Raw genomic sequence first — 24,784 nt, forward strand, 5'->3', positions numbered from 1 at the left:
GAGCCAACAGGGGCGCTGGATTCCAAGTCTTCGGCAGCTTTGCTAGATGTCTTTGAAGATATCAATACCATGGGCCAAACCATTCTCATGGTGACCCACTCAACCGCAGCAGCAGCGCGTGCCAAGCGCGTGCTCTTTATCAAGGATGGGATCCTTTACAACCAGATCTTCCGCGGCGAAAAAACGGAGCGTCAGATGTTCCAAGAAATCTCGGATACCCTGACGGTCATGGCAAGTGAGGTGGAGTAGATGTTTCGATTAACCACTAAACTAGCTTGCTCCAATCTGATAAAGAACCGCAAGCTCTATTATCCCTTTGCAATTGCGGTCATTCTTGCAGTGACCATCGCCTATCTCTTTGACTCCCTGACCTTTAATCCCCGTATTTCCGAGCTTCGAGGGGGCTCTTCCATAGTGTTCACTCTCAGCTTGGGGTTCTTCGTGGTCAATGCCGCGGGAGCTATCATCGTGCTCTATGCCAATAGCTTCGTCATGAAAAACCGCTCCAAGGAGCTGGGCATCTACAGCATGCTCGGCCTTGAAAAACGCCATCTCATCAGCATGATCTTCAAGGAACTCTTGCTTTTTGGCTTTCTAACCATCTCAGCCGGTGTCTTGATCGGAGCTCTCTTTGACAAGCTGATCTTTGCCTTTCTCTTGAAACTCATGAAGATGAAGGTCCAGCTAGTATCTACCTTCCAACCTGGGATTGTCATCTTGGTCTTTGTCACCTTTGGTCTCATCTTTGGACTTTTGGTTCTTCTCAATGCTTGGCGGATTCTCCGTTTGAATGCCTTGCAGTTGACGCGTGAGAAGGCCAGTGGTGAAAAGAAAGCCCGCTTCTTGTGGCCCCAAACCATCCTGGGCTTAGCCTCTCTTGGTTTTGGCTACTACCTAGCTCTATCTGTCAAAGACCCCATCATTGCGCTTGTGACCTTCTTTCTAGCGGTTATCCTGGTCATGATCGGAACCTACCTGCTCTTTAATGCGGGGATCACCGTCTTCTTGCATCTGCTTAAGAAAAAGAAGAGCTACTATTACCAGCCCAACAATATGATCTCGGTCTCTAACCTCATCTATCGCATGAAGAAAAATGCAGTGGGTCTTGCGACCATTGCCATCCTCTCGACCATGGTGCTGGTGACCATCTCTGCAGCAACCAACATCTATGTCGGTAGCGAAATGGTCAAGAAAATCATGGCGCCTCATGATTTCTCTGTCCAAGGAAAAGGGGTCGATCTGGAGCAGATCAATCAGAAATTTGATGAATTTGCTTCTGAGCATCATCTCGAGATCAAGAATCGCGACCTGATGACCTATGCCAACTTTGGGGTCAAATCACAAAAGGGCACAGACTTCACCGTCTATCCAGCTGATGAACGCAGCGTCACTCCCAAAACCGTCTTTATGGTCTTTGATGCAGCGAGCTATGAGAAAATGACCGGAGAACACGTTGATCTGGCCGGCAACCAAGTCCTTCTCTTTGCCCATAATAAGGCTCTGACAGGGCAGAAACAGTTCACCATCAATGGGCAAGACTTCCAAGTCAAGGAAGAAGTGAGCAAGGATTTTATCACCGATCATGTTCCAAATCAGTTTAATATGCTGACGGAGGATTTCAACTACCTGATCGTGCCTGATCTCTCAGCCTTTGTCGCCCAGTTTCCAAATCTTGCCATCAATACCAATATCTACGGTGGCTTTAATGTCAATGTCGATGAAGACCAGCAACTCAAGCTAGCAGCTAGCTATGACAAGCTAATTGATGAATTAAGCAGCCAACAGGGCCAAGGAACATTTATCTATGGAGGCAACCGAGCCAATGATGTGGCAGAGTTGAATAGCCTCTTTGGTGGCATCTTCTTTATCGGTATTTTCTTGTCATTGATCTTTATGGTCGGAACCGTCATCGTCATCTACTACAAGCAAATCTCGGAAGGTTATGAAGACCGTGACCGCTTCGTCATCCTCCAACAGGTGGGGCTCGATGAACACGAGGTCAAACGGACCATCAACCGTCAAGTGCGGACTGTCTTCTTCCTCCCCCTCATCTTTGCCTTTATCCACCTGGCCTTTGCCTACCATATGATCCGCCTCATTCTCAAAGTGCTCGGTGTCATCAATAGTGGCCAAGTCCTCATCGTGACCCTCAGTGTCTGTGCCGTCTTTCTCATCACCTACCTAATCGTCTTTTGGATCACCTCTCGGAGCTATCGTAAGATTGTGCAGATTTAGGAAAAGAGAAGCTCGCTTATAGCGGGCTTTTTCTTGTAAAGTCCGATCGCTATTGTCAATTGGTGTTCAAAGGGATACACAAAAAAGACTGAACCAGTCGAGTTCAGTCTTTGATCGATTTCTATTAAAGTGATGTAAGGAAAGTCAATCCCCCTAGGATGACACCTGCTGAATTTGGAATGATCAAAATCCAGTCTTTTTTAGGTTCCTTTGTCCAACCATAAATGACCCAGATCAAGCAAGAAATAGCAGCTGACAAGGGTTGGAAAGGTTGGGCCTTATTTCCCTGTAAATTAGCAATAATTTGTGGGATGTAGGCAATGAAAACGATAATCCCAATAAAGGCACCGATCGAGCCAACGATTTGGTTGATTTTTTGTTTATTCATAAAATTTTACCTCTGTGTATCAAGATAGCATAAGTAGGAAGAAAATGCAATTAATTTGCATGCTATGCAAGATGAAAATGATTACATTCGCACAAAATTAGACAATGTGTCAAAAAAATGGCAACTAGAGAGAAGACTCTCTCGAAAAGAAATCCATCTTCCTGCAAAATCACAAGATTGTGACACTTTACAGTTCGGTAACATTTGAAAAAAAGACTTGAATTTGTAAAGGACAAAAGGTAGAATAGTGCATACTTTAAAAAAAGAAAAGGAAATGGTAGTTTCAAAATGAATGAAAAACAAATGAAAATTCTTGGTTGGGTTGCGACCTTTATGTCTGTGATGATGTATGTGTCTTACTTCCCACAAATCATGGATAACCTCGCAGGTCACAAAGGGAACTTTGTTCAACCCCTTGTCGCAGCCATCAACTGTAGCCTTTGGGTTTACTACGGACTCTTCAAAAAAGAACGCGATATTCCACTTGCTGCAGCCAATGCACCAGGGATCATCTTTGGTTTGATCACAGCCATCACAGCCTTGTAATCAATGAAAGAGAGAGTAGGACAGAAATCGGTAATTCGTTAGAATTCGATTTCGTCGTCCCACCTCCGCACAGTTGAGTAGGGCTATAAAAGCTGATGAAATCAGCGTAGTAGAGCCCACTCAACCACTGCGTCTTGCTCTACAATTCAAAAACAATTAAGAGGCCAGGACTTTTGTCCCAGCCTTTTTTTGATGGAATGAATCATTTCCATGGTATAATGGGAGGACTATTCATAGAGAAGATCAAAAGGAGACAAAAGTGGAGCAAAAACATCACTGTCAAGTCCTATGGGCGAAAAATAAATACCTGGTGCTCAGTCGTTCGAGTAATATCTACAAGGAAATCCGGGAATACCTCAAGCGAGACCAGGTGGAGGTCAGCCACGTCGAGGACCTGATCCAGCAAGCGCTGGCCTTGCCAGAAAATCGTGGCCAGGTCTCCAATGCCTTTCAGCATATCTGGGGCTATTTCAAAAAGCAGGCGACTGCAGAGGAAAAGGCGGACTTTATGCTGCTACTTGAGAAATACCAGCATGGCCAAGCCCAGCAAGAAGATCTGATCAAGGGAATCCAGACTCTCCTTGAGCGCTACCCGAATCGCTACTTACAAGATTCAACGCTACTAGGAGGTCAATAGATGAGACTCTGGCACCAAGACTTGATTCCCAAACTCCCTCGTCCCCAGCTCCTGGGTCAACACCGGGAATGCTGCGCCCTTCGAGGTAATGGCTGGGGCAAGAAGCACGCGACGGTCAACTATGTCTTTGACTACTCGCCCTATCGCCTCTATGCCTATCATCGTCTGATCATGGAGGAGATGACCGCTCGTGGCTATAAGGTCAGCCCAGAGTGGTGGGAGTCGACCTACAGAGGAAAGACCTGCCCAGCCTACCCAGAACTGGAAGAGGAAGCCTTGAGCCTCCCCATCTATCCCGAGCATCATGCGGGTTACCTGAAAGAATGCTTAGATAACCTAGCAGAAAAAGGGATCCAACTAGACTAAGAAAGAACGAACCAGACCTGGTTCGTTTTTTTGCCCGAAAAACCAACAAAATGCTTTGAAAGCGTTAATTTCTTTCCCAAACATGCTATAATAATAGGAGATTATGTACAGGAAAAGGATAGAGGGATGAAGGAATTAATCGACTTAATTAATCAATTTAGAGATGAACGTGACTGGAGAAAGTTTCATAATGAAAAAGATCTAGCCATTTCAATTTCATTAGAAGCAAGCGAATTGTTGGAACTATTTCAGTGGAAACAATCAGAGGAAGTAGTTGAAAAGTCATTACAAGAAATCAAAGAAGAACTTGCGGATGTTTTTATGTATTCTTTAATGTTAGCAGATAATTTGAATCTGGATGTAGAAGAAATTATAAAAGAGAAAATGGACATAAATTCAAAAAAATATCCTGTAGAATTAAGCAAAGGAAATAATAAAAAATATACGGACTTGGAGAAAAAATGAGCAACATTCAATCACCCGTAGTTATAGAAATCGACTATTCAAGTCGAACATTTGACCAATTAAAAGAAACGATTGCCCCAAAACATTCTAAGCTTATTTTTGATTATCCAACTGTATACATCGTAAACGATGAGAATAAAAACAAGTATAGTGTTTATGTCGGAGAAACAACAGATATCATTCGTAGAACAAATCAGCATTTGTCAGATGATATAAAGAAGGATAGAGAAGACTGGCGACAATTTGAACAATCTAAAACATCGAAAATGCTTGTCATTGGGCATAACCATTTCAATAAATCTTTGACATTGGATATTGAGAATAGATTAATGCTCTATCTTTCAAGTGTTGAACAGGTTGAACGTGTTCAAAATAGAAGAGGGAATCCTCAAAATCAATACTATACTTCTGAGGAATTGGACGAGATTTTTTCAAAGATTTGGAGAAGCCTAAATAGGAAAAACCACTATTTATTCCCAGCAGAAAGCTTTATTCGAAATTCAGCGATATTTAAATCCTCTCCATTTCACAAGTTAACGGATGAACAAGTAAAGGCCAAAAATGAAATTTTGCTAAAAATTACCTCTGTTATCAGTAGAAATGAAACAGGAGTTTTAATTTTAGTAAAGGGTGATGCTGGTGCAGGAAAAACAGTTTTGATGAGTTCTCTCGTTGATGATTTATTGAATTCTGAAGATATTCAGATGATTCGTGAAAATAATGATATCAATCTAGTTGTGAATCATGATGACCAACTCAGTGTTTACCAAGAGATTGAGAAAAAATTGGAATGGAAGAGTGGATCAAATATTAATGTTGTGATGAAACCAACTCAATTTTTAAATGCTCTGAAAAAAGAAAAAACTGATGCTGGAATTGTAGTGGTTGATGAAGGTCACTTGTTATTGACTGCAAAAAATCAAGCTTATTTAGGAGGGAATCATTTAAATGATTTACTTGCGAAATCAAAAGTAGTCGTACTTGTTTATGATGAGAATCAGATTATGAACAAATCTCAAATATGGACAGATGATTCTTTCTTGAAATTAGAACACGAGGCAAATCTAAAAGGAAATCTCATTACACTACATAATCAAATGCGTATCCATGCGACAAAGGAAACAGTAGAGTGGATAAGAAATCTTGTTGATGTTGGAGTTGTGAATAAGGTTCCAATTGATAATGATTATGATATTAGAGTTTTCGACTCTCCTGAAGAGCTTCAAAAAGCTATCATAAAAAAGAATGGCGATCAGAACTTAGGAATTTCACGCTTGACAGCAACCTACGATTGGGAATATAGCAGCAAATCGAAGCCAACAGATTCTGAGTATTGGTGTGTCCGTATAGGGGATTGGACTTGTCCATGGAACAGACAACTTGCAAAAGAAAAAGACTCGAAGCATTTATCCTGGATAGAACAGCCTCAAACGATTCATGAAGTAGGATCAACGTTTACCGTTCAGGGATTTGACCTAAATTATGTGGGAGTCATCATTGGTCCATCTGTTAAATATAGAAACGGCAAAATCGTATTTGATATTTCTGAAAGTAAAAATAAAAGTGCTGTTCAAAACAGAAAACTTGAATCAGGTGAAATGATAAACTATGGAGAAACATTATTGCGAAATGAGTTAAATGTTTTGCTGACACGTGGAGTAAACGGTCTATACGTCTATGCGGTTGATGAAGAACTTCAACAAGCATTAAAAAACGCGACAAAATAAGATGCTTCTTATTTCCCAATTTTTTTCGAATGATAGAAGTAGAGGGACCTTCCCTCTATTTTTTATCGAAAAGGAGCAGGGATGCAGAAAAGACACACGCATGTATCGCCAACCTTGGACATCATGGCCAAGAAGATTTTTAGTTTGCCAGAGGTGACAGCAGCATTTATTCGAGACATTTTGGAGCTGGATGTGGCGGACGCTCAGATAGTGGAAGGAAGCCAGCCACACAGCATGGCCTATGAGGAGGATGACTTGTTCTCCACTGCGGTGGATGTGAGAGCCAAGCTCCATGATGGAACCGAGGTGATCATCGAGATCCAGATTCGCAAGCAGCAGTATTTCTTGAATCGGTTCCATTACTATTTGGCCAATCAGCTGGTGGAGAATGTGCAAAAACTGCGCCAGCAAGGCCAGACTCATAAGATGTACGAGCAGATGGAGCCCGTCTATGGAATTGCCATTTTGGAGAAGTCGCTCTTACTAGACGAAGAGGCCGCCATCAATAAATACTGGCTGACCAATAGCCGGTCTGGCAAGCAACTCAAGGCCTATTATAAAAATGGCAAGCACCAAAATCTTCTGCAGGTTGCCTTTTTAGAGCTAGACAAGTATAATAAAGATGAGAACCTGACAGATGCAGGCAGACAGTGGTTGGAGTTTTTTGGGAATCTTCCCTTTACAAAAGCTCCCAGTCAGGCTGTAGCCCACGCGGATTCATTACTGGATTCATCTAGCTGGACCAAGGAGGAGAAGACCATGATAGACGAACGTATTCGTATTCAAGAAAATTATGATATGACCCTGGAGACGGCTATAGACGAAGCACGTGAAGAAGGTCTAGTACAAGGTCGTAAACAGTTGGTATGCGAGATGATCTCACGAGGAATGACACCTGATCTGATATCAGAGATGACAGGTTTGTCGCTTGAAGAGATTGAGACTCTTCTTTCCTGAGTCGTTAAAAGAGGCAGTGCCTCTTTTCTTTTTTGAAAAAACTTGAAAATTTTCCCATTTTTTCAATCCGCCTTTCTAGAATTGTGGTAGAATAGAGTCAACAAAGAGTTATCCTCACCAACAGTGTGATCGATACTAGAAAAGAGGATTCTGATGACAAGAAAAATTGGTATTATTGGTTTGGGGCATGTGGGTGCGACCTTGGCCCACAGCATGATTTTGAAACACACCTGTGATCACTTGGTCTTGATTGATACCAATGAGAAAAAGGTCAAGGCAGATGCCTTGGATTTCTGTGATACAGTTGCCAATACCGGGTATCCGGTTCATATCACGGTCAATGACTACGCAGCTTTAAAAGATGCGGATGTCGTGGTGTCGACTCTTGGAAATATCGAGTTGCAGGCTAATAACACTGATGACCGTTTTGCGGAGCTTCCCTTTACCAGCAAGCAAGTGGTGCAAGTGGCGCGTGATTTGAAGGCTTCTGGTTTTAGCGGGGTCTTATTAGTAGTGACCAATCCGGTCGATGCCGTTACTCAACTCTATCAACAATATACTGGCCTTCCAAAAGAGCAGGTGATTGGGACAGGGACGTTACTGGATACAGCTCGGATGAAGCGTGCAGTCGCTGATCGTTTGCAGGTTTCTCCTGCTAGTGTATCAGGCTACAATCTTGGTGAGCATGGAAATTCTCAATTTGTCGCTTGGAGCCAGGTCCGTGTTAAGGGACACGCCATTACCGATCTTTTCTCTCAAGAAGAGCTTGACGCCATCAACTACGAGTCCTTGCGCGGTGGCCACACGGTTTTCTTTGGCAAATTCTATACCAATTTTGGGATTGCAGCAGCAGCCCAACGCTTAGCAGAAGCTGTGATCAATGATAGCCACGAGGAAATGCCAGTGTCTAACTATCGTCCAGAATATGGAACCTATCTTGGCTACCCAGCGATCGTGGGTCGAAAAGGAATTCTTGAACGATTGGATTTGCATTTGACAGAAGAAGAAAAAGAAAAATTACTCCATTCAGCCGAAACTATCAAGGAAAACACGCGAAAAGGATTGGAGCATGCATAAAAGTGAGGGGGCTGGGACAAAAGTCCTAGCCTCTCAATTATTTTTGGTTTGTCGAGCAAGACGCAGTGGTTGAGCGAGCTCTACTACACTGGTTTCATCAGCTTTTACAGCCCTACTCAACTATGCGGGTGTGGGAAGATTGAAAAGGTTTGGGGAACCTTTTCAACTTTTTTTATTTTACGGAGTTCTTTCCCACTCCCTTTTTTCTGCAATTTTTTCGAATGGTATAAGTGAGGGGATTCCCTACACGAAATCATTGGAGGTTGCTATGAAGAAACGACACGAGTATGTATCGCCCACCTTGGATTTAATGGCGAAAAAGATTTTTAGTCTGCCGGATGTGACAGCCAAATTCATCCGCGAAGTATTGGATCTGCCAGTAGAGTCCGTTGAGATTTTAGAAGGAGACCAAATTCATGAGCAGGGGTTTTTAGGAGATCTTCCGTTTGAAACATCCGTTGATGTGAGAGCAAGGCTAGATAGTGGGCTTGAAGTGATCATTGAGATTCAAGTTTTGAAGCAAGAGTACTTCTTGAATCGTTTCCACTATTATTTAGCCAATCAACTGGTTGAAAATGTCCAACGCAAGCGAAAGAAAGGAGCGACCCATTCTATGTACCAGGAGCTGGAGCCGGTCTATGGGATCGCTATCCTGGAGCGAAGTATTTTTCCTCATTTAGATTCACCTGTCAATGTCTATGAAATGCGCCATACAGTAGATGGGACACCTCTTTATAGCTCTCGAAAGGATGGAGTAGCTCATAATATGTTAAAGGTTGCCTTTTTAGAGTTGGATAAGTATAATGAAAGTAGAGATACGGAGTTGAATGCTCACTGGAGACAATGGCTTGAATTTTTTGGCAATCGCCCATTCAGTCATCAACCAGATCAAGTGATCGAGCAGGCAGAATCACTCCTGATCCCATCAAATTGGACAAGGGAGGAAAAAGAAATGATTGATGAACGGATTCGTATCAGAGAAAATTGGGAAATGAGCATGGATACCTTTCGGAAAGAACAACTGGAAGCCGGTTTTCAGAAAGGGTTGAAAAAAGGTCTTGAACAGGGACTCGAACAAGGTCTTGAACAAGGTTTAGAACAAGGTCTCGAGCGTGGTCTTGAACAGGGATTGGAACAAGGCAGACAAGAAGGCATGGAGTTAGGAGTTCAAGCTGGTCAGCAGTCTCTGATTCAGAAACTGGCTTTGAAGGGGATGAGTATCGAGATGATTGCTGAAATGACGGATTTATCCAGCGAATCCATCAAAAAAATGTTGGCTACGGATTCGTCTGACGAGGAGTAGTAGCGTGAACAGAATTTTGGGAACAATGAAACTTCGAGAATTACCTTGCTGAGAAAAAAGTAGTTCTAAAATGGATTGTAAAGATCGTCAGGAGTTCGTTATTTTTGGATCTTGATCCTCTACAGATTTATACGGTTATGATTTATTGAAGGTTGGAGACTTTTGTCCAACCTTTTTTCTCATTCTTCTTGGCCCATCCTTAGTGAAATGGAATAAAAGTTTAAAATGTCCGAGTTGTAATTCTTGACATTACATCTAGGGGATGTATAATATTACTTGTAACAAATGATCTTACAACAAAAGAGGTAATAACTATGAAAAACATTTTATTTATCGTCGGATCCCTTCGTCAAGGATCTTTCAACCACCAAATGGCCCAGAAAGCAGAAAGTCTTCTTGAAGGAAAAGCAACGGTGACTTACTTGGACTACAAGGACATCCCAATGATGAACCAAGATTTGGAAACGCCAACCTTGCCAGCTGTGCAAGCAGCGCGTGATGCGGTCCTTGCTGCGGATGCCATCTGGATCTTCTCACCAGTCTACAATTTTGCCATTCCAGGTGTAGTGAAAAACCTGATCGACTGGCTTAGCCGTGCCCTTGACCTGTCAGAAACTCGTGGTCCATCTGCCCTTCAAGACAAGATCGTAACCGTCTCTTCAGTCGCTAATGCAGGACACGAGCCAATGTTTGCGGCTTACCAAGCGCTCTTACCATTCGTTCGCACCCAAGTAGTGGGTGACTTCACAGGAACAACCGTTAACCCAGAAGCTTGGGGAACAGGTGAATTAGTCTTGACAGATGAAGCAGTCGCAGGATTGGAAAAACAAGCACAAGCCTTATTAGAAGCATAAGAAAAGCTGAGACAGAAGTCTCAGCTTTTTAGATACTAAAGAGTTGTCCGAAGAAGTATGTCACACCCATGGTGAGAAGGCCAATGATGAGATTGCGAAGCATGGCCTGCTTGGTTGGTGCTTTTCCCAGTTTTGCACTGGTATAGCCAGTGAAGATCAAGGATAGTCCAACAACGAATACCGTCACCGGAATACGATAGGCAGTTGGAAAGATAATAATAGAGAGCATTGGAGGAAGGGAACCAACCGAAAAAGCAAGGAAGCTAGAGGCAGCAGCATGCCAAGGATTGGTAAACTCCTCGTATTCGAGACCATATTTCTCTTCGACCAGAGCTTTGAGTGGATGTTTCAGAAAGGCCCGTTCTGTCAAAATCTTTGCGGAAGTTTCGCATTCTCCATTTTGAAGATAAGCGTGGTAGAGAGATTCTCTCGCTAACTTGGGATCGTGATCCAACAAGGCTTGTTCGCGGTTCACAGCGGCTTCTTCCGTGTCTTTTTGTGTGGAAACAGAGACATACTCACCGCCCGCCATCGAGAAAGCACCTGCCAGAATCGCCGATAAGCCAGAAAGGAAAATGATCCAGATGTTTGACGTGGCACTGGCTACCCCAATCACCACCCCAGCAATAGAAATGATTCCATCATTGGCACCGAGAACAGCGGCTCTCAAGATATTCAATCGATCGCTAAATGATTCATCTACTCCATGTTTCATTTCAGTCATACAATGTCTCCTTTATCTTATTTAGAATGATTATAAATAAAATACAAAAAGAAAGCAAGGATTTTAACTCAAATGATAAAAGTTCGACAATTTAATGAAATTTAAGTTATAATCTTTGGCATTGCAAGCAAAAAAGAAAGAATAGGGCATACGCCTATTCTAGCAAGGTTTATTTAGCGGAAGTGGTCTTACCTTTGAAGATCCTGATGGCATTGTCACACGGGTCAGAAAAGGATAATAAAAAGGGAGTGGGAAAGAACTCCAACTAATTTAGAAGAGTTCGTTTTCCCACCCCCGCAAAGTTGATTAGGTCTTCTTTGGAGCTTAATTAAGCGAACAAAGATGCCAATCAACCACTGCGTCATACAGTTATTTCTATCAAAGATCGAAGGCTGGACAGTTTATTCCCAGCTCCTTTCTGATGAGAAAAATTAATTCGTATCTTGTTCTTTCCCAACAACCCAAAATAAGAGAAGGAGTTGGAAGATGCCCAAGGCAAATAAGACCATAAAACCGTTGCGACTTCCTTTAGCAGTGGCTTGAGTAAAGTCCATCTTTTGATTAGCTTGGCTCATGGCAACTATCAGCGAAGCCAGGGTTGTTCCGACAGCGCCTGCAAATTGTTGCAGGGTGTTAAAGATCGCGTTCGCATCGGGTTGCTCTTCCAGAGACAGTTGTTTTTGTCCGTTGGTCATAATATTGCCAAAGGCTAGACCCATACCGGTCATGAAGATCATGTAAAAGACAAGAATCAAGACATTTGATAACTTCAAGCCAAAGAGTGTGAAGAAGAAATGAGCCAGAAGGATCAAAACAGCTCCAAGGAGAATTGGTCTGCGGGCGCCTAGTTTATCTAGAATGAGACCGGAGAAAGGAGCAAAGCCAGCTCCGATGATGGCTCCTGGAAGCAGCATCAAAGCTGCAAGTGTGGTACTCGAGTGGTTGACCAACTGGATATAATTGGGCAAGAGGAAACTCATGGCCAGAGAACCTAATTGGAAAGTGAAAAAGGCAAGAACATGGCCAGTGAGGAGATGGTTCTTTAAGATGGCAAGGTTGATAATGGGATTCTCCAACTGATTGGACCGCCAGACTAAGAGAACCAGTCCCAAGATTCCGATCATCAGCCAGCCAAGGACAGAAAAACTAAAGAAAGCATGATCAGAAAGACCGTGAATCCCTAAAATCAAGCCTAAAAATGAAGCAATAATAGCGAGAAGGCTCATGATATCAAGGGTTTCTCGCTTGACTATACTGATTTGTTCAATGGAGCGAAGTCCTGCAACTAGCGAAGCTAGAAGGATCGGGAATTGAACCAAAAAGATGGACCGCCAACCGAAGTTAGCTGTCAAGAGACCACCGACAGTAGGCCCAATGGCGGGAGCGATAGCTGTAATCAGGGTACCCACTCCCATCATGAGACCGATCTTGCGTTTTGGGATCTGCTCTAAAATGATATTAAACATCAGAGGAAGGGCAAAACCAACCCCCATTCCTTGGACCAATCGCCCCAAAACCACAAAGCCAAAACTTGGAGCTAGGAAGTCAATGAGAACACCTAAAACAGATAGGAGATTTCCAACTAAAAAGATGGACTTCATTTTAAAAGAGCGCTTAAGGTAGGCAGATAAGGGGACTACACAGGCAACGACTAGAAGATAGATGGTGGTGACCCACTGGACGGTTGCGGTATTGATCTCAAATTCCTTCATCAATATTGGGAAGGTGATATTCATAGCAGTTTCTCCAGCCACCCCGCAAAAGGAAAGGATCCCTGTTGCAAAAATAGCATACAGGACCTTGGCTGAAATTTTTTCTTGTGACATCGGTGTCTGATTCCTCCTAAATCTTCCTATAGACATGGACCATGGTATAAAAAATATGGTAACGATCTGATTTTCCGTCAGCTCCAATCGCTAGGAGCATAGCACGACCAACGGTAACCTGATCCATCGTTTTGTTAGCTAACAAATAGTATAGAGGAAATGAAGACCCCTGTCAAAGAGTTTTTGAAAAGTTTTGAAAATATTAACAGCATTCTCAAAAGACGATGCTTCTCCAAACGAAAGGAAAGGCTCGCCAGTATGATATAATAAGAAGAAAGCAGTAAACGTGAATAAGTCAATCAACTCGAACAGGAGGCCCCATGACCAAGTATTTAGTCCAGAAGTTTTTCTGGTTACGAGAAAAAAGTTTGATTCAAATTTCCCAGAAAACCCTGGTTTCCTTATTTCCTTTTTTCCTATTTTCTGGAATAATTCGGGTGATCGCTCTATCGGTCTTCTCCTATCGAGGCTATATCCATCAGCTCTTTTCGATGGATAGCTGGTTGCCATGGGATCAGGCCATTAGTCAAGTCCTCATTAATTTTTCTAATTTTTTAGGAGGTCTAGCTGGGCCTTTAGTGACCTACTTCGCTGGAAAATATACAGCTGGGCACTATGGTAGAAGTACAGGGACAGCTGGAGTGACAGCTCTTTTGGTCAGTCTAATAGTAGGCTCTCAGGAATTGTTGGTGGGCCCCCTCCATGACGGGCAACTGACGCGTATCAACTTACCTGCGACGACCAATATCGTCTTAGCGATTTTTTTAGGCTATCTAATCGGGCAAATCTTTCGTCTATCCAAGGCTAGTGACGACCAGATTGTGGACAAGGATTTCATCTATCAGCCCAAGACTGTGCGTCCCATTTTCTTGTCCTTAGTTCTAGGGGTCAGCCTCAATCTTCTTTTGGTTCTTGGAAATCAATTTAATATTTTTCAGACTATCCGACAGTTCTTGGCTTCTCTAACGGTAAGCAGTCATCATCTCTTATCCACCTTCGTCATGGGTCTTTTCAGTAGCCTATCTGCTTGGGTAGGTAACAGTCAAGCTTTTGCCTTGAACTCAATTGCGGATGATAATTTTGCTTTGGAAAATCTCACCTACGCTGTGACCCATCATTCAACGACAGGCATTCCTCATCTCTATACCTTGACCAATTTGTACCGCAGTTTTGGTCTGGTAGGTGGAATTGGTGCAGTTCTAGCCTTATTGGTAGCGATCCTGTTGGTTTCGCGAAGTCAAAAGGACAAGAAAGTTAGTCTCCTCAGTATTTTTCCAAGTCTCTTTAACAATGGGGCGTCTTTCATGGTAGGGATACCAGTCCTTCTCAACCTGCTTTATGTGATTCCCTTTTTATTGATCCCTTTGGTGAATATGGGAATAGCAGCTGTAGCTTTGTGCCTCAAACTGATGCCAGCAGCTGTCTATCCGGTACCAGATGGGACACCTAGTCTTCTCTATGCTTTTATTGGAACCGGAGGAAGTCTGAGAGCCTTAGCTGTAAGCCTTCTTTGTTTCGCCGTCGATGTGCTCCTTTATCTACCATTTGTCCGCATGGGAAATCGTATCCGAAAAGATCTAAAAGTGAAAGGAGAAAGCGATGAAGCCATCTAAAAAAACAGCGATCGTCCTCACTTTGGTCAGTCTTTTCTTGATCGCTTTAGCCATTCCTTCTTATAGCTGGACTCGGACCAATGTTTCAAGAATCGAGAAATTTTACAATTCAAAATTGTCTCCCATCATCATGATCCCGGGAAGCTCTGCGACAGAGAACCGCTTTGATGGCTTGGTGACCAAACTCAACCAAGACCGCCAAGGAACCAAACACAGTCTACTTAAGGTTAAGGTTTGGAATGATGGGCATATCACCTATAGTGGTAGTATTGATGCCAAGGACAATGAGCCGGTAATTGTGGTTGGTTTTGAAAACAACAAAGATGGTTATAGCAACATTAAAAAGCAGGCTAAACTATTCAATCAAGCCTTTGAAGCCCTTCAAGAAAAATATAATTTTAATAATTTTAAGAGCTTGGGTCATTCCAACGGTGGCTTGATTTATACAGCCTTTATTGAAAATTATTTGGGGGATTACGATATAGATCTCTAGACCCTCATGACCATCGGAACTCCCTACAATTTCACGGAAACCAATATCAAAAATAAATCTGAGATGTTGGCTGACTTTATCAAGGGAAAAGAAGCTATCCCCACAACCCTTCATATGTATTCAGTAGCAGGGACCATTACCTATGATTCAGATGAGTTGGTCCCGGACGCCAGTGTTTCCGCTGGGAAATATATCTACCAAAACCAAGCAGCTAGCTATACGGAGATTACGGTGACGGGGGAAGATGCCCAGCACTCGGACCTTCCAACCAATGATGAGGTGGTTGCCTTGGTGAAAGAGCATATTGAAAGTCAAGCGGATCGTCGAGCCAAACCGAATAAAATAAACTAAGTGTGAAGAAGGGATTCCTTCCTCACCTTTTTTTTAGTATAATAAAGTTTAGTATGAAAATAAGGGAGACTATAGGAGATCAGATGAAAAGAAAAAAATGGATGACGTTAGGGTTAGTGGTTTCGAGTATGGTCATGTTAACAGGATGTTACCAAAGATACCAGCGCCAGTCCAGTCCTAAAAAAGAGGCTACAACGAGCCAGACTTCAGCAAAAAACAAGCGAAAAAAGCAGATAACAAACAATTATACCAGTCTGTTTTTTCAGACTACCAAAAGATTTTTGCCACTTCAAAAGATTTAGATGCTATTTCCAAATTGAATGATGCATTAGCCAAAGAAGATCGGATGATCAATAGTTGGGTGATCGAGACTATCATCAATCAGCCAGATGCCGTTCGCTATGCCTTTAAGGACTTAAATAACGATGGGGTAGATGAGATGATCGTTGCCAATCAGCAGACCGATGGAAGCTACTTTGTGACAGGAGTCTACTATCTCAAGGACCAAAAACCGACTCTACTAGCTGAAGGTTTCGTCGCTGGACACGGTGGAGCGCGCAATGCGACGACCCTCTATCAGGGAGGAGAAGTCTTAGAAGTCAGCTGGATGTCGGGAACTGGCCGTGGGGTAGCTGTGCTCTCGCGGATAGAAAAGACGCCTCAAGCTGCGACCAAAGTCCAGGAAGAAGAAGTCCAAGTACCGGGGTCAGATCTGAATGCCCTCTTTGGAAAATCGGATGAGAATAAACTGGATCTCAAGGCTTTTGACTGGCACACTTTTGACAGCGCACCATCAGCGGGAAATAGCCAAAGCCAGGAAAAAACGCCTTGGAATGCAGAAAAATCAGCAAAATTAGCAGAATTTATGAAGACCTGGGGCGAAAAGATGGGCCAACCCAACTATCAAAAAGGCATCGCTGGCGGTGATGTAGGACCAGACAACCTCTATACTCTAGGGGAAAATAGTAAGATGGATGCCATTTATACAGATACTGGTCAAGGAAATGCAAAATACCGCATCGTGGAACGCTATAGCAATTGGGACAAGTATCCAGATGTGCATAGTTATTTCTTTGCCATTACAGATACAGGAGAAGGCATTGTCTTTCATTCTCCAACGACCAATGGAGGAAAGATGTATCTAAAACCAACGGACAACAAGGAACTTCAAGAAGAATTTACACAGTTGCTTCATCAATAAAAAGAAGAATAAACCAGAAAAGGACTGTTTTTCTGGTTTTGTTTATTCAAAGAATGAATAAAGATACAATATAAGAAATAATTTTTAGGACATAAAATATGTTAAAAGCTAGTGATAATTAGCAGTGTTTAGGCATTTGGAAACAGAAAATGTTTGACAATTAAAGGAAAATCATTTAAAATATATTCATTCTTTATTTATAGGAGAAAAAATATGAAAAAACTTCTTACAGCCGGTGTGGCTCTTTTGTCTGTTGCAACGTTAGCAGCTTGTTCTGGTAAAACTGCTTCAGAATCATCAAGCAAAGATGCAAAAGCTTCTTCTAGCAAAGTAGAAAAATCATCTACTTCAGAAAGCAAATCAAGCAGTTCATCAAAATCAGCAACCTCTTCTGTTGATGTTCCAGAAATTGTCTTGTTAACTGATGAAGAAATCGACAACGCCAAAACACTTGGTGATATGAAAACCATTTATGGAAAAATGATTGACAACTACACAAAATATGTCAAAGAGATAGGTGACAAGATCCCAGTATCTGGTAAAGATGCCTATAATAAGCAAGTAGATCCTGCGATCCAATCTATGGAGACTGCAAGAAAAACATTTAACGATACACTTTCAGCTGCAGGTTCTGATGATACAGTTGTTCCTGAACAAGCTCGTAGTCAATTCGCACAACAATTGAAAAATGCTCGCGATATTGCCCAAAAAGCTCTTGAAGGTGCTTATCAATCAATTGCACCATTGCTCTCTTCATCAGCTGAATAATCAATAAAAAAATAGGCTAGGACTTTTGTCCTAGCCTATTTTTGCTTTCTTACAAAAATGTAAGAAATAAAGGGTAAAATGTAAGGTTATGTTATGGTGAAAGCGTTTCTGTTTTAGTACAATAGATTTGTAAAAAACGATTGAAGCTTTTTCGAGCTAGAAAGGAATGGACCATGACCCTACTAGACGTTCAACATATCAAAAAAATCTACAAAACCCGCTTTCAAGGAACGCAGGTCGAAGCCCTAAAAGATATTCACTTCACTGTTGAAAAGGGCGAATACGTCGCTATCATGGGGGAATCAGGATCTGGGAAATCAACCCTCCTCAATATCCTAGCCATGCTGGACCAGCCAACCGAAGGGAGGGTCTACCTAAATAGCATAGACACCTCGACCATCAAGAACAAGGATGCCTCGAGCTTCCGTCGGGAAAAACTAGGTTTTGTCTTTCAAGACTTCAACCTGCTCGATACCTTGTCTGTCAAAGACAATATCCTCTTGCCTCTGGTTCTTTCTCGTAGACCGGTCAAGGAAATGATGAGTAAGGTCGATAGCGTCAGTCGGGAATTGGGCATCCACCAACTGCTTGAAAAATACCCTTACGAAATCTCTGGTGGGCAAAAGCAACGGGTGGCCGTAGCACGGGCCATCATCACCTCGCCAGAAATCCTCCTGGCGGATGAGCCAACAGGGGCGCTGGATTCCAAGTCTTCAGCTGCGTTACTAGATGTCTTTGAAGATATCAACACTATGGGCCAAACCATTCTCATGGTGACCCACTCAACCGCAGCAGCAGCGCGTGCCAAGCGCGTGCTCTTTATCAAGGACGGGATCCTTTACAACCAGATCTTCCGCGGAGAAAAAACGGAACGTCAGATGTTCCAAGAAATCTCGGATACCTTGACGGTCATGGCGGGAAAGGAGGATCGTGATGTTTAAATTAACAAGTAAATTAGCTCTTTCCAACCTCAAACAAAATCGCAAGCTCTATTATCCCTTTGCCTTGGCTGTTATTTTAACGACCATGATCCTTTATAGTTTTATCGCCTTGTCATTGACCCCTCATTTAGAGGATTCTTACGGAGGGGGATCGGCGAGAACTGTTCTTGGTTTTGGCAGCTTCGTCGTCCAGCTGGTCGTCATCATTTTGGTGGCTTATGCCAATGGCTATGTCATGAAAAATCGTTCCAAAGAACTGGGCTTGTACAGTGTTCTGGGAATGGAGAAGAAGCATCTCCTCATCATGACCTTATGGGAATTGCTCTTCTTCTATGTTCTCACAGTTGGAGTAGGACTGGGTTTGGGATTCTTGTTTGATCGCTTGATTTTCGCCTTGCTTCTAAAATGTATGGGTCTACCAGTCGTCATTCAATCAACCTTCCAGATAGAGGCTGTTCTTAACACTTTACTTGGCTTAGCCTTAGCTTTTGGCCTCATTCTTTTGTTGAATTCTTTCCGCCTCTTGCGCTACAGTTCCCTCCACCTCATGCAACAAAAGAAAGCAGGAGAGAAGAAGGGACGCTTCTTGCTGGTTCAAACTCTGTTAGGACTAGGGCTCTTAGGAATTGCTTTTTATATGGCGCTAACCGTTGAGCGGCCAGTTGCGGCTGTCCAAGGATTCTTTATTGCCGTCATCTTGGTCATTCTAGCGACTTATCTCTTATTCAACGCAGGCTCTATTACCTTCTTAAGATTTCTCAAAGGTCGGAAATCCTATTATTACAAGCCAGAGAATTTTATATCTGTCTCTAACTTAATAGCTCGGATGCGAAAAAATGCAGCGGGCCTCGCGACCATTAGTATTCTTTCCACCATGGTCTTGGTCACCTTAACCGGGTCGCTCAATATCTTTATTGGAGGGCAGAATTACCTAGATACTGTTTACCCTTCTGATTACATGATTAGTGTGGGTCATATGCCTTCAGATGCTGAAACAGAACCGGTTGTTGCGGATGTTCAAGCTATTATTCAGAAAACAGCCGATGCGACAAAGCTGTCAGATTATCAGGTGGTACAGACAACATACTGGTCGGCTGAAATTCGAAAGATTGATGGAAAGGTGTTAGAGGTGAATGACCAGTCCACTCCGTCAACTGGTCAGGAGTTGAAGACAGAAGGAGTAGTCAACTTTTTTGATCAGGCGACTTATGAGCAATTGACGGGTCAAAAAGTTGAGCTTGGAGAAAATGAAATCTTGGCTTATGGGTATCAGTATCCTGGAAGATTAGACGCACAATTAGAAATCAATGGGAAGACCTTCACGATTAAACAAAAATTAGACTCCAACTTTATCCAAGGGAAACTCCCTCAATCCGACCTGTTTCAACACCAAATGGGCTTGTACCTAGTCCTCCCTGACTTGAACCAACTGGGTTTAAAAGTTGATAAAAATTTGGAATTCTCTATTAGTTCCAAAAATAAAGAGAACCAAAATTTTATCTCTGGCTTGATCAAAGAACTTTATTCGACAGACAAAATTAGTCAATATGGTGCGACTTATTTTGGTGGATTTGATCGATACAGTATAGAGAAAGATTGGCGTGAAACAGCAGGGACTCTCCTCTTTATAGGGATTTTCCTATCGGTGATCTTTCTATTAGCTACAGTTCTCGTGATTTACTACAAACAGATTTCAGAGGGCTATGAGGATCGGGAAAATTTTGTGATCTTGCAACAAGTAGGATTGGACCAAAAGCAAACGTCCACCACGATTCGCAAACAGATACTCACTGTCTTTTTCCTTCCGTTATTCTTCTCCTTCCTCTACCTAGGAGTAGCCTACAAGATGATCGCAAAGATCGTTGCCATCTTAGGAGCAACCAATGCGGGCTTGGTCCTTCAAACGACTCTTTCTATCTGCGCTGTCTTTTTCATCTCCTATGTCCTTGTCTTTCTTCTGACTTCTAGAAGTTATCGGAAGATTGTCGTGAGATAGCGTTCGAGTCTATAAAAGATTAGAAATAAGATGAAACATACAACATTTTGTTAGCACAAAAAACACCGAGGATTTTATCCCCGGTGTTTTCTATCACGATTATTTCACGTGTTTTGCAAGTTCTTCTTGCGCTTTTTTGTTTGATTCTTCTTTTTCTTTCAACCAATTCTTATAAGCTTTTTCGTAGTCAGCAGTTGTGACTGTCTTATCTTGAAGTTTTTGGTATTTGAAGAAGCTTGTTTCACCTTTAATACCAATTGCAGAATTTGCTGCTGAGAATGGCGTTACCTTCGTGATAGATGGAACGCCACCCTTAGAGTAGATTGGAAGAACCATGGCGTTTTCTGTCAACCAAGCTTGGGCCTCAGCATATTTTTCATAACGTGCATTGGTATCCAATTTTTCAGCATTGGCAGCATCCAACAATGCTTTGTATTCGTTCAAACCAATTTTCTCGATGAGCGCTTGGTCTTTCTTAGGATCAAGTCCCATACCAGTCAAGGTTGAACCATCTGTTGGGTTTAAGATATCCAAGTAAGTAGATGGGTCTTGGAAGTCAGGTCCCCAACCAGTGATATCCATATCAAAGTCTTTTTGGTCTGGTGATTGGGCAAAGTAAGTAGCGTTATCTGCATCGTCTGTAGACAATTTTTGTACATCGATCACGACATTGTCTTTACTAAGGGCCGCTTCGATTGAGCTCTTCATAGAGTCTGCTTGTTGGACAAGAGCATTAGAAGATTGGTCTACAACATAGTCGATATGGATTGGGAATTGAACACCTTGTGATTGCAATTCAGCCTTCGCTTTTTCAAGTTCCGCTTTGGCTTTATCAGCATTATGCAAGCTATCTTGAGCATCAGCAAAGCTAACACCATTCCACTCATCTCCTGTTGCGGCAAGTTTTTCTTCAACGAGAGTACCGAAGTCTTTCCCGCCTGCTTGCACAAATGTTGGTGGAACTAAAAGGGTACGAAGAGTTTTTGATGCTCCGTCTTTCCCGTTAACTTGAGCGCTGTAGGAAGTTCTGTCTAAAGCAAAGTTCAAAGCTTGACGGAAGTTTTTGTTTTGAAGAGCTGTCTTAGTACTGTTCTTTTGCTCATCAGACGTCTTCTTCGTATGGCCGTAGTTTTGACGGTTAACGTTGAAGTAAGCGTAGTAAACAGTAGAATCTTGAGGTGAATAAACGATGTTATCCTTGAATTTCTTCTCAATCGTGCTATAAGTTGAGCTAGTTGGGAAGAGACGAGCAGTAGATAGGTTCCCATCTGAGAAGTTACGAGCAAGGTAGTCTTGGTCTGATCCATCGAAGTAAGTTAATTTAACGGTATCGATGTGAACATTTTTCTTGTCGTAGTATTCAGGGTTCTTTTCCAACTCGATTTGTGATTTTGAAGTGAAAGATTTCAAAATATAGGCACCATTGTAGAGGATCCCATTTGGTTTCACGCTACCAAAGTCTTTCCCAGCTGATTCCAAGAATTTTTCATTAACCGGCATCATGGTAGAAGTGGTCAATTTAGAATTCCAGAAAGATTCTGGTTGGTTCAAAGTGTATTGAAGAGTGTGATCATCAACAGCTTTTACCCCAACAGTTGAGAAGTCTTTGGTTTTCCCGTTTACATAGTCATCCAAGCCTTTGACTGAGTTTTGAACCAAGTAAAGAGCATCCGATTTTTTATCTGCTACGTATTTTAGAGATGTCACGAAATCTTGTGCAGTGACGTCAGCGTATTCATTTCCTTCTGAATCATACCACTTCGCATCTTTTCGAAGCTTGTAAGTATAAGTCAGACCGTCTTTTGAAACGGACCAGTCCTCAGCAAGAGCAGGCACTAAGTTACCGTATTGATCGTTTTCAAACAAACCATCGACCAAGTTGGTTGTAATGTCGCTTGTAGTTGAACGATTTGAAGTCAAATAGTTCAAGGAATCAGGGTCTGTACCATACACGTAGTTGTAAGTAGTCCCTTTTGACGCATTAGAAGATGAGCCACATGCAGCAAGGAAAAGCGTTGAAGCCGCGGCGACACCTGCTAAAAGAGCAAGCTTCGATTTTTTCATATTCGTGTCTCCTTTTGAATAATTTTAATTATTATACTCCAATCAATCTACAAAATAAAGTGTTTTTTGAACTTTTTTTGTATATTTACACACCCGTATACAGTAAAACCCCTGATTTTAAGGGATTTTTAAGGAATAAAAAATTTTTAAAAAAAATTACTATTATGCTTTACATACTAGTCGAGAAAGAGTATACTGATAGTGAAAAGACTAGTATGTAAAACAAACTAGTAAAGAATGTGAAGAAAGAGGTGAGAAGGATGAAAGAGTCCCAATTACTAAAGGGAGTCTTGGAGGGCTGTGTGCTGGAGATTATTTCCAAAAAGGCCATCTATGGCTATGAATTGATCCAAAGTCTCAAAGAGATGGGATTTGATAAGATTGTCGCTGGGACTATTTATCCCCTACTTCAAAAATTAGAAAAACAAGGGGTCATTCATGGGGAAATGAGGCCGTCTCCAGATGGTCCCGATCGCAAGTATTTTTCACTCAGTGATGCTGGAGGAGAGCGTTTAGGGGAATTTTGGGACCAGTGGCAGGAACTGGTCACGAAAGTAGAACGTATCAAGAAGGAGGGAGAAGAATGATAGAAAGTTATACAGAAAAAATGTCGGATGAATTGATTCATCTAAACAAAGAGGATCAAGCCTATGTGAAAAAAATGGTGGCCTATATTGGGGCCAAGTCCTATTTTTATGATGATGAAGCGCTCGGTGAACAACTCTACAATATGGTTTGCGATCTGAAAGTTGCTGAAAAAGAAGGCATTCGGGCGGTGGATTATTTTGGAAAGGATCCACGGGCTATGGTGGATCAAGTTCTTTCAGACTTGCCTAAACGCTCATTAGGATCTTATGTGGGACTCGTCTTCCTACTTGGAGTGATCTTGGTTGGCATGCGTTATTTAATGGATTTTACCTGGATGACACCACTGAAAATCGAACCCTTGACCTATGTTGTCATTCTCCTCAATTTCTTGGTGTTCAGCCAGTTCATCACGTGGCTTTGGTCCAAACAGAGCTATGGAGAAATAAAGTGGTCTTGGGCTACTTTTATCAGTGTGATCAGCCTGATGGTGTTTCTGAACATCGTACGACTATTTTCGATCTATTTTGGCCACATTGGAAGTCTCTTCTTATCAGATGGTTGGGCGATTGTTCTCTCTGTCCTAGTCTTACTTGGGTTTGCAGTTATGGCCTATAGAAGCAGGGAGCGTTTGATGACGAGTCTACTAGTCATGGGCCTGACTTTCCTAGTTACTGGATGCTGGATGCGTCTCGTGAATCAGGAAACTGCTCATTTAATAGGCTGGCTCCTTCCTCTCATGGGACTAGTCCTGACCCTTGTTGTATTTTGTCTCCAAAGAAAGAAGGAAGAAGCATGAAATCAGCAATGTATTTTGAAGAAACGCAGGCCTTGATGCAAACCTTTAGCCAGGAGGATCAAGTTTATTTCCAAGATCTCTGGGATTATTTCAATCTTGCAGATTTTTTATATGAGGAGAAGGCCTTAAGAGAGCAGGTCTATAATTTAGCGGTAGATTTTTCGCAAGCAAGCGGAGATGACCTCACGGCAAAGGATTATTTTGGTCTCGATCCAAAGGGGATGGCAGACCAAATCATCGAAAATATGCCCAAAGAAACGACGCGGTCTGTTCTAAAATATGGGGCTATCTTTTCAGGTATTGTGATTTTTTATCGCCTCTTAAGTGATTTTGCTTCTCAAGCGGTCCTTGTGCTCAAGCCACTAGTCTATTTAACCGACATCATTTTGGGACTCCTAGCTGTTGGGATCATCTTCTATCTCCTTCGTCGTCTCATTTTTGCGGAGGAAAAAACGAAAAAAGCAATTTATGTAGCATTTGTTCTGGTATTAGGGATCTATTTTTTCAGTGAAATAGTGGGAGTTCGCTTCTTGCCTGCTTTTGCTTGGTTAGCGGTTCCTAGTCCTTGGGATACTCTTCTCATGACAGGGGCTAGCGGGGCTCTCATTCTTTGGCAATGGAAAGAAGAGTTTGGACGAGCTTTCATCTTTCCTATCATCGCCTTTTTAGTGGTTGGATTCCTACATCGCTGGACCTTGGCACAAGGAGTTCAGAATCTTGGTATGACGGTTCTTCTGCCCACAGTGATCATCGTCTTTGGGCTAGTTATTTATTATTGGTTTACGATTCGTGCTTTGAAAAAGAATAGGACGGAAAGTGATAAATAGTAAGAAAAGGGGGGCTGGGACAAAAGTCCTAGCCTCTCAAT

The 24,784-nt window shown here is 42.3% G+C and carries 21 protein-coding genes and 3 pseudogenes; 20 read left to right on the forward strand and 4 right to left on the reverse strand.

The genetic code is table 11. The features are described 5' to 3' along the window. Together HMPREF2918_RS01425 and HMPREF2918_RS01430 are read left to right on the forward strand one after the other, a co-directional pair. Positions 1–249 (forward strand): annotated as a pseudogene (locus tag HMPREF2918_RS01425) (ABC transporter ATP-binding protein); the annotation flags it as partial. Further along, positions 250–2,235, forward strand: a complete 1,986-nt coding sequence (locus tag HMPREF2918_RS01430) for an ABC transporter permease (RefSeq protein ID WP_070594404.1) — start codon at positions 250–252, stop codon at positions 2,233–2,235. It begins immediately after the preceding pseudogene. A 124-nt stretch (positions 2,236–2,359) separates the two neighbouring features. Here HMPREF2918_RS01430 and HMPREF2918_RS01435 read toward each other — a convergent pair whose 3' ends face one another. Then, complete coding sequence (locus HMPREF2918_RS01435; protein ID WP_003012241.1) at positions 2,360–2,623, reverse strand: SemiSWEET family transporter; 264 nt, start codon at positions 2,621–2,623, stop codon at positions 2,360–2,362. A 288-nt stretch (positions 2,624–2,911) separates the two neighbouring features. Here HMPREF2918_RS01435 and HMPREF2918_RS01440 point away from each other — a divergent pair, with 288 nt between their 5' ends. From HMPREF2918_RS01440 to HMPREF2918_RS01480, 9 genes are all read left to right on the forward strand, one after another. Next, positions 2,912–3,169, forward strand: a complete 258-nt coding sequence (locus HMPREF2918_RS01440) for a SemiSWEET family transporter (protein ID WP_003006102.1) — start codon at positions 2,912–2,914, stop codon at positions 3,167–3,169. A 259-nt stretch (positions 3,170–3,428) separates the two neighbouring features. Continuing rightward, positions 3,429–3,806, forward strand: coding sequence for a YbgA family protein (locus HMPREF2918_RS01445; RefSeq protein WP_049483405.1), 378 nt, complete (start codon positions 3,429–3,431; stop codon positions 3,804–3,806). Next, positions 3,807–4,172: a TIGR02328 family protein gene (locus tag HMPREF2918_RS01450; RefSeq protein WP_049491521.1), complete on the forward strand. Its 366-nt coding sequence runs from the start codon at positions 3,807–3,809 to the stop codon at positions 4,170–4,172. 126 nt (positions 4,173–4,298) lie between these two features. Next, the gene (locus tag HMPREF2918_RS01455; protein WP_070594405.1) at positions 4,299–4,637 is read left to right on the forward strand and encodes a nucleotide pyrophosphohydrolase; all 339 of its coding nucleotides are present in this window, start codon (positions 4,299–4,301) and stop codon (positions 4,635–4,637) included. Continuing rightward, positions 4,634–6,364 carry a DUF2075 domain-containing protein gene (locus tag HMPREF2918_RS01460; protein ID WP_070594406.1) on the forward strand — a complete coding sequence of 577 codons (1,731 nt, stop codon included), beginning with the start codon at positions 4,634–4,636 and terminating at the stop codon, positions 6,362–6,364. Before HMPREF2918_RS01455 ends, HMPREF2918_RS01460 begins: the two co-directional genes overlap by 4 nt. Positions 6,365–6,445: 81 nt before the next feature. Further along, positions 6,446–7,321: an Rpn family recombination-promoting nuclease/putative transposase gene (locus HMPREF2918_RS01465; protein WP_070594407.1), complete on the forward strand. Its 876-nt coding sequence runs from the start codon at positions 6,446–6,448 to the stop codon at positions 7,319–7,321. A 153-nt stretch (positions 7,322–7,474) separates the two neighbouring features. Continuing rightward, complete coding sequence (locus HMPREF2918_RS01470) at positions 7,475–8,398, forward strand: L-lactate dehydrogenase (protein WP_013903259.1); 924 nt, start codon at positions 7,475–7,477, stop codon at positions 8,396–8,398. 268 nt (positions 8,399–8,666) lie between these two features. After that, on the forward strand, positions 8,667–9,701 hold the full coding sequence (locus HMPREF2918_RS01475; RefSeq protein ID WP_070594408.1) for an Rpn family recombination-promoting nuclease/putative transposase: 1,035 nt from the start codon (positions 8,667–8,669) through the stop codon (positions 9,699–9,701). 314 nt (positions 9,702–10,015) lie between these two features. Further along, positions 10,016–10,555: an NADPH-dependent FMN reductase gene (locus HMPREF2918_RS01480; RefSeq protein ID WP_070594409.1), complete on the forward strand. Its 540-nt coding sequence runs from the start codon at positions 10,016–10,018 to the stop codon at positions 10,553–10,555. A 28-nt stretch (positions 10,556–10,583) separates the two neighbouring features. Here HMPREF2918_RS01480 and HMPREF2918_RS01485 read toward each other — a convergent pair whose 3' ends face one another. Together HMPREF2918_RS01485 and HMPREF2918_RS01490 are read right to left on the reverse strand one after the other, a co-directional pair. Then, a complete protein-coding gene (locus HMPREF2918_RS01485) occupies positions 10,584–11,279 on the reverse strand; it encodes a VIT1/CCC1 transporter family protein (RefSeq protein ID WP_070594410.1) in 696 nt (231 codons plus the stop codon). Between the two features lie 431 nt (positions 11,280–11,710). Next, a complete protein-coding gene (locus HMPREF2918_RS01490) occupies positions 11,711–13,105 on the reverse strand; it encodes an MFS transporter (protein WP_070594411.1) in 1,395 nt (464 codons plus the stop codon). A gap of 320 nt (positions 13,106–13,425) precedes the next feature. Here HMPREF2918_RS01490 and HMPREF2918_RS01495 point away from each other — a divergent pair, with 320 nt between their 5' ends. The 6 genes and pseudogenes from HMPREF2918_RS01495 to HMPREF2918_RS01520 all read left to right on the forward strand — a co-directional run bounded on the left by HMPREF2918_RS01495 (position 13,426) and on the right by HMPREF2918_RS01520 (position 20,468). Further along, positions 13,426–14,718 carry a PTS transporter subunit EIIC gene (locus HMPREF2918_RS01495; RefSeq protein ID WP_070594412.1) on the forward strand — a complete coding sequence of 431 codons (1,293 nt, stop codon included), beginning with the start codon at positions 13,426–13,428 and terminating at the stop codon, positions 14,716–14,718. Then, a pseudogene (locus HMPREF2918_RS01500) lies at positions 14,705–15,562 on the forward strand (alpha/beta hydrolase). The gene HMPREF2918_RS01495 and the pseudogene HMPREF2918_RS01500 overlap by 14 nt, the downstream one beginning before the upstream one ends. A gap of 83 nt (positions 15,563–15,645) precedes the next feature. Then, positions 15,646–16,763 (forward strand): annotated as a pseudogene (locus HMPREF2918_RS01505) (DUF4767 domain-containing protein). Between the two features lie 213 nt (positions 16,764–16,976). Next, positions 16,977–17,531 (forward strand): hypothetical protein, encoded by a 555-nt coding sequence (locus tag HMPREF2918_RS01510; protein ID WP_070594413.1) that lies wholly within the window; start codon positions 16,977–16,979, stop codon positions 17,529–17,531. Between the two features lie 173 nt (positions 17,532–17,704). Continuing rightward, on the forward strand, positions 17,705–18,472 hold the full coding sequence (locus HMPREF2918_RS01515) for an ABC transporter ATP-binding protein (protein WP_003006150.1): 768 nt from the start codon (positions 17,705–17,707) through the stop codon (positions 18,470–18,472). Next, on the forward strand, positions 18,465–20,468 hold the full coding sequence (locus HMPREF2918_RS01520; RefSeq protein WP_070594414.1) for an ABC transporter permease: 2,004 nt from the start codon (positions 18,465–18,467) through the stop codon (positions 20,466–20,468). Before HMPREF2918_RS01515 ends, HMPREF2918_RS01520 begins: the two co-directional genes overlap by 8 nt. Before the next feature lie 99 nt (positions 20,469–20,567). Here HMPREF2918_RS01520 and HMPREF2918_RS01525 read toward each other — a convergent pair whose 3' ends face one another. Continuing rightward, on the reverse strand, positions 20,568–22,532 hold the full coding sequence (locus HMPREF2918_RS01525; RefSeq protein ID WP_070594415.1) for a peptide ABC transporter substrate-binding protein: 1,965 nt from the start codon (positions 22,530–22,532) through the stop codon (positions 20,568–20,570). Between the two features lie 260 nt (positions 22,533–22,792). Between HMPREF2918_RS01525 and HMPREF2918_RS01530 the strand changes: the two genes are divergently transcribed. Genes HMPREF2918_RS01530 through HMPREF2918_RS01540 form a run of 3 tightly spaced genes read left to right on the forward strand, consistent with a single transcriptional unit; the run spans position 22,793 to position 24,743 of the window. Continuing rightward, the gene (locus HMPREF2918_RS01530; protein WP_070594416.1) at positions 22,793–23,119 is read left to right on the forward strand and encodes a PadR family transcriptional regulator; all 327 of its coding nucleotides are present in this window, start codon (positions 22,793–22,795) and stop codon (positions 23,117–23,119) included. After that, a complete protein-coding gene (locus HMPREF2918_RS01535; RefSeq protein WP_070594417.1) occupies positions 23,116–23,916 on the forward strand; it encodes a hypothetical protein in 801 nt (266 codons plus the stop codon). The genes HMPREF2918_RS01530 and HMPREF2918_RS01535 overlap by 4 nt, the downstream gene beginning before the upstream one ends. Beyond that, complete coding sequence (locus HMPREF2918_RS01540; RefSeq protein WP_070594418.1) at positions 23,913–24,743, forward strand: hypothetical protein; 831 nt, start codon at positions 23,913–23,915, stop codon at positions 24,741–24,743. The genes HMPREF2918_RS01535 and HMPREF2918_RS01540 overlap by 4 nt, the downstream gene beginning before the upstream one ends. Positions 24,744–24,784: the final 41 nt, after the last annotated feature.

This window comes from Streptococcus sp. HMSC065C01 (assembly GCF_001813525.1).
In the GTDB taxonomy this organism is placed as follows: domain Bacteria; phylum Bacillota; class Bacilli; order Lactobacillales; family Streptococcaceae; genus Streptococcus; species Streptococcus parasanguinis_V.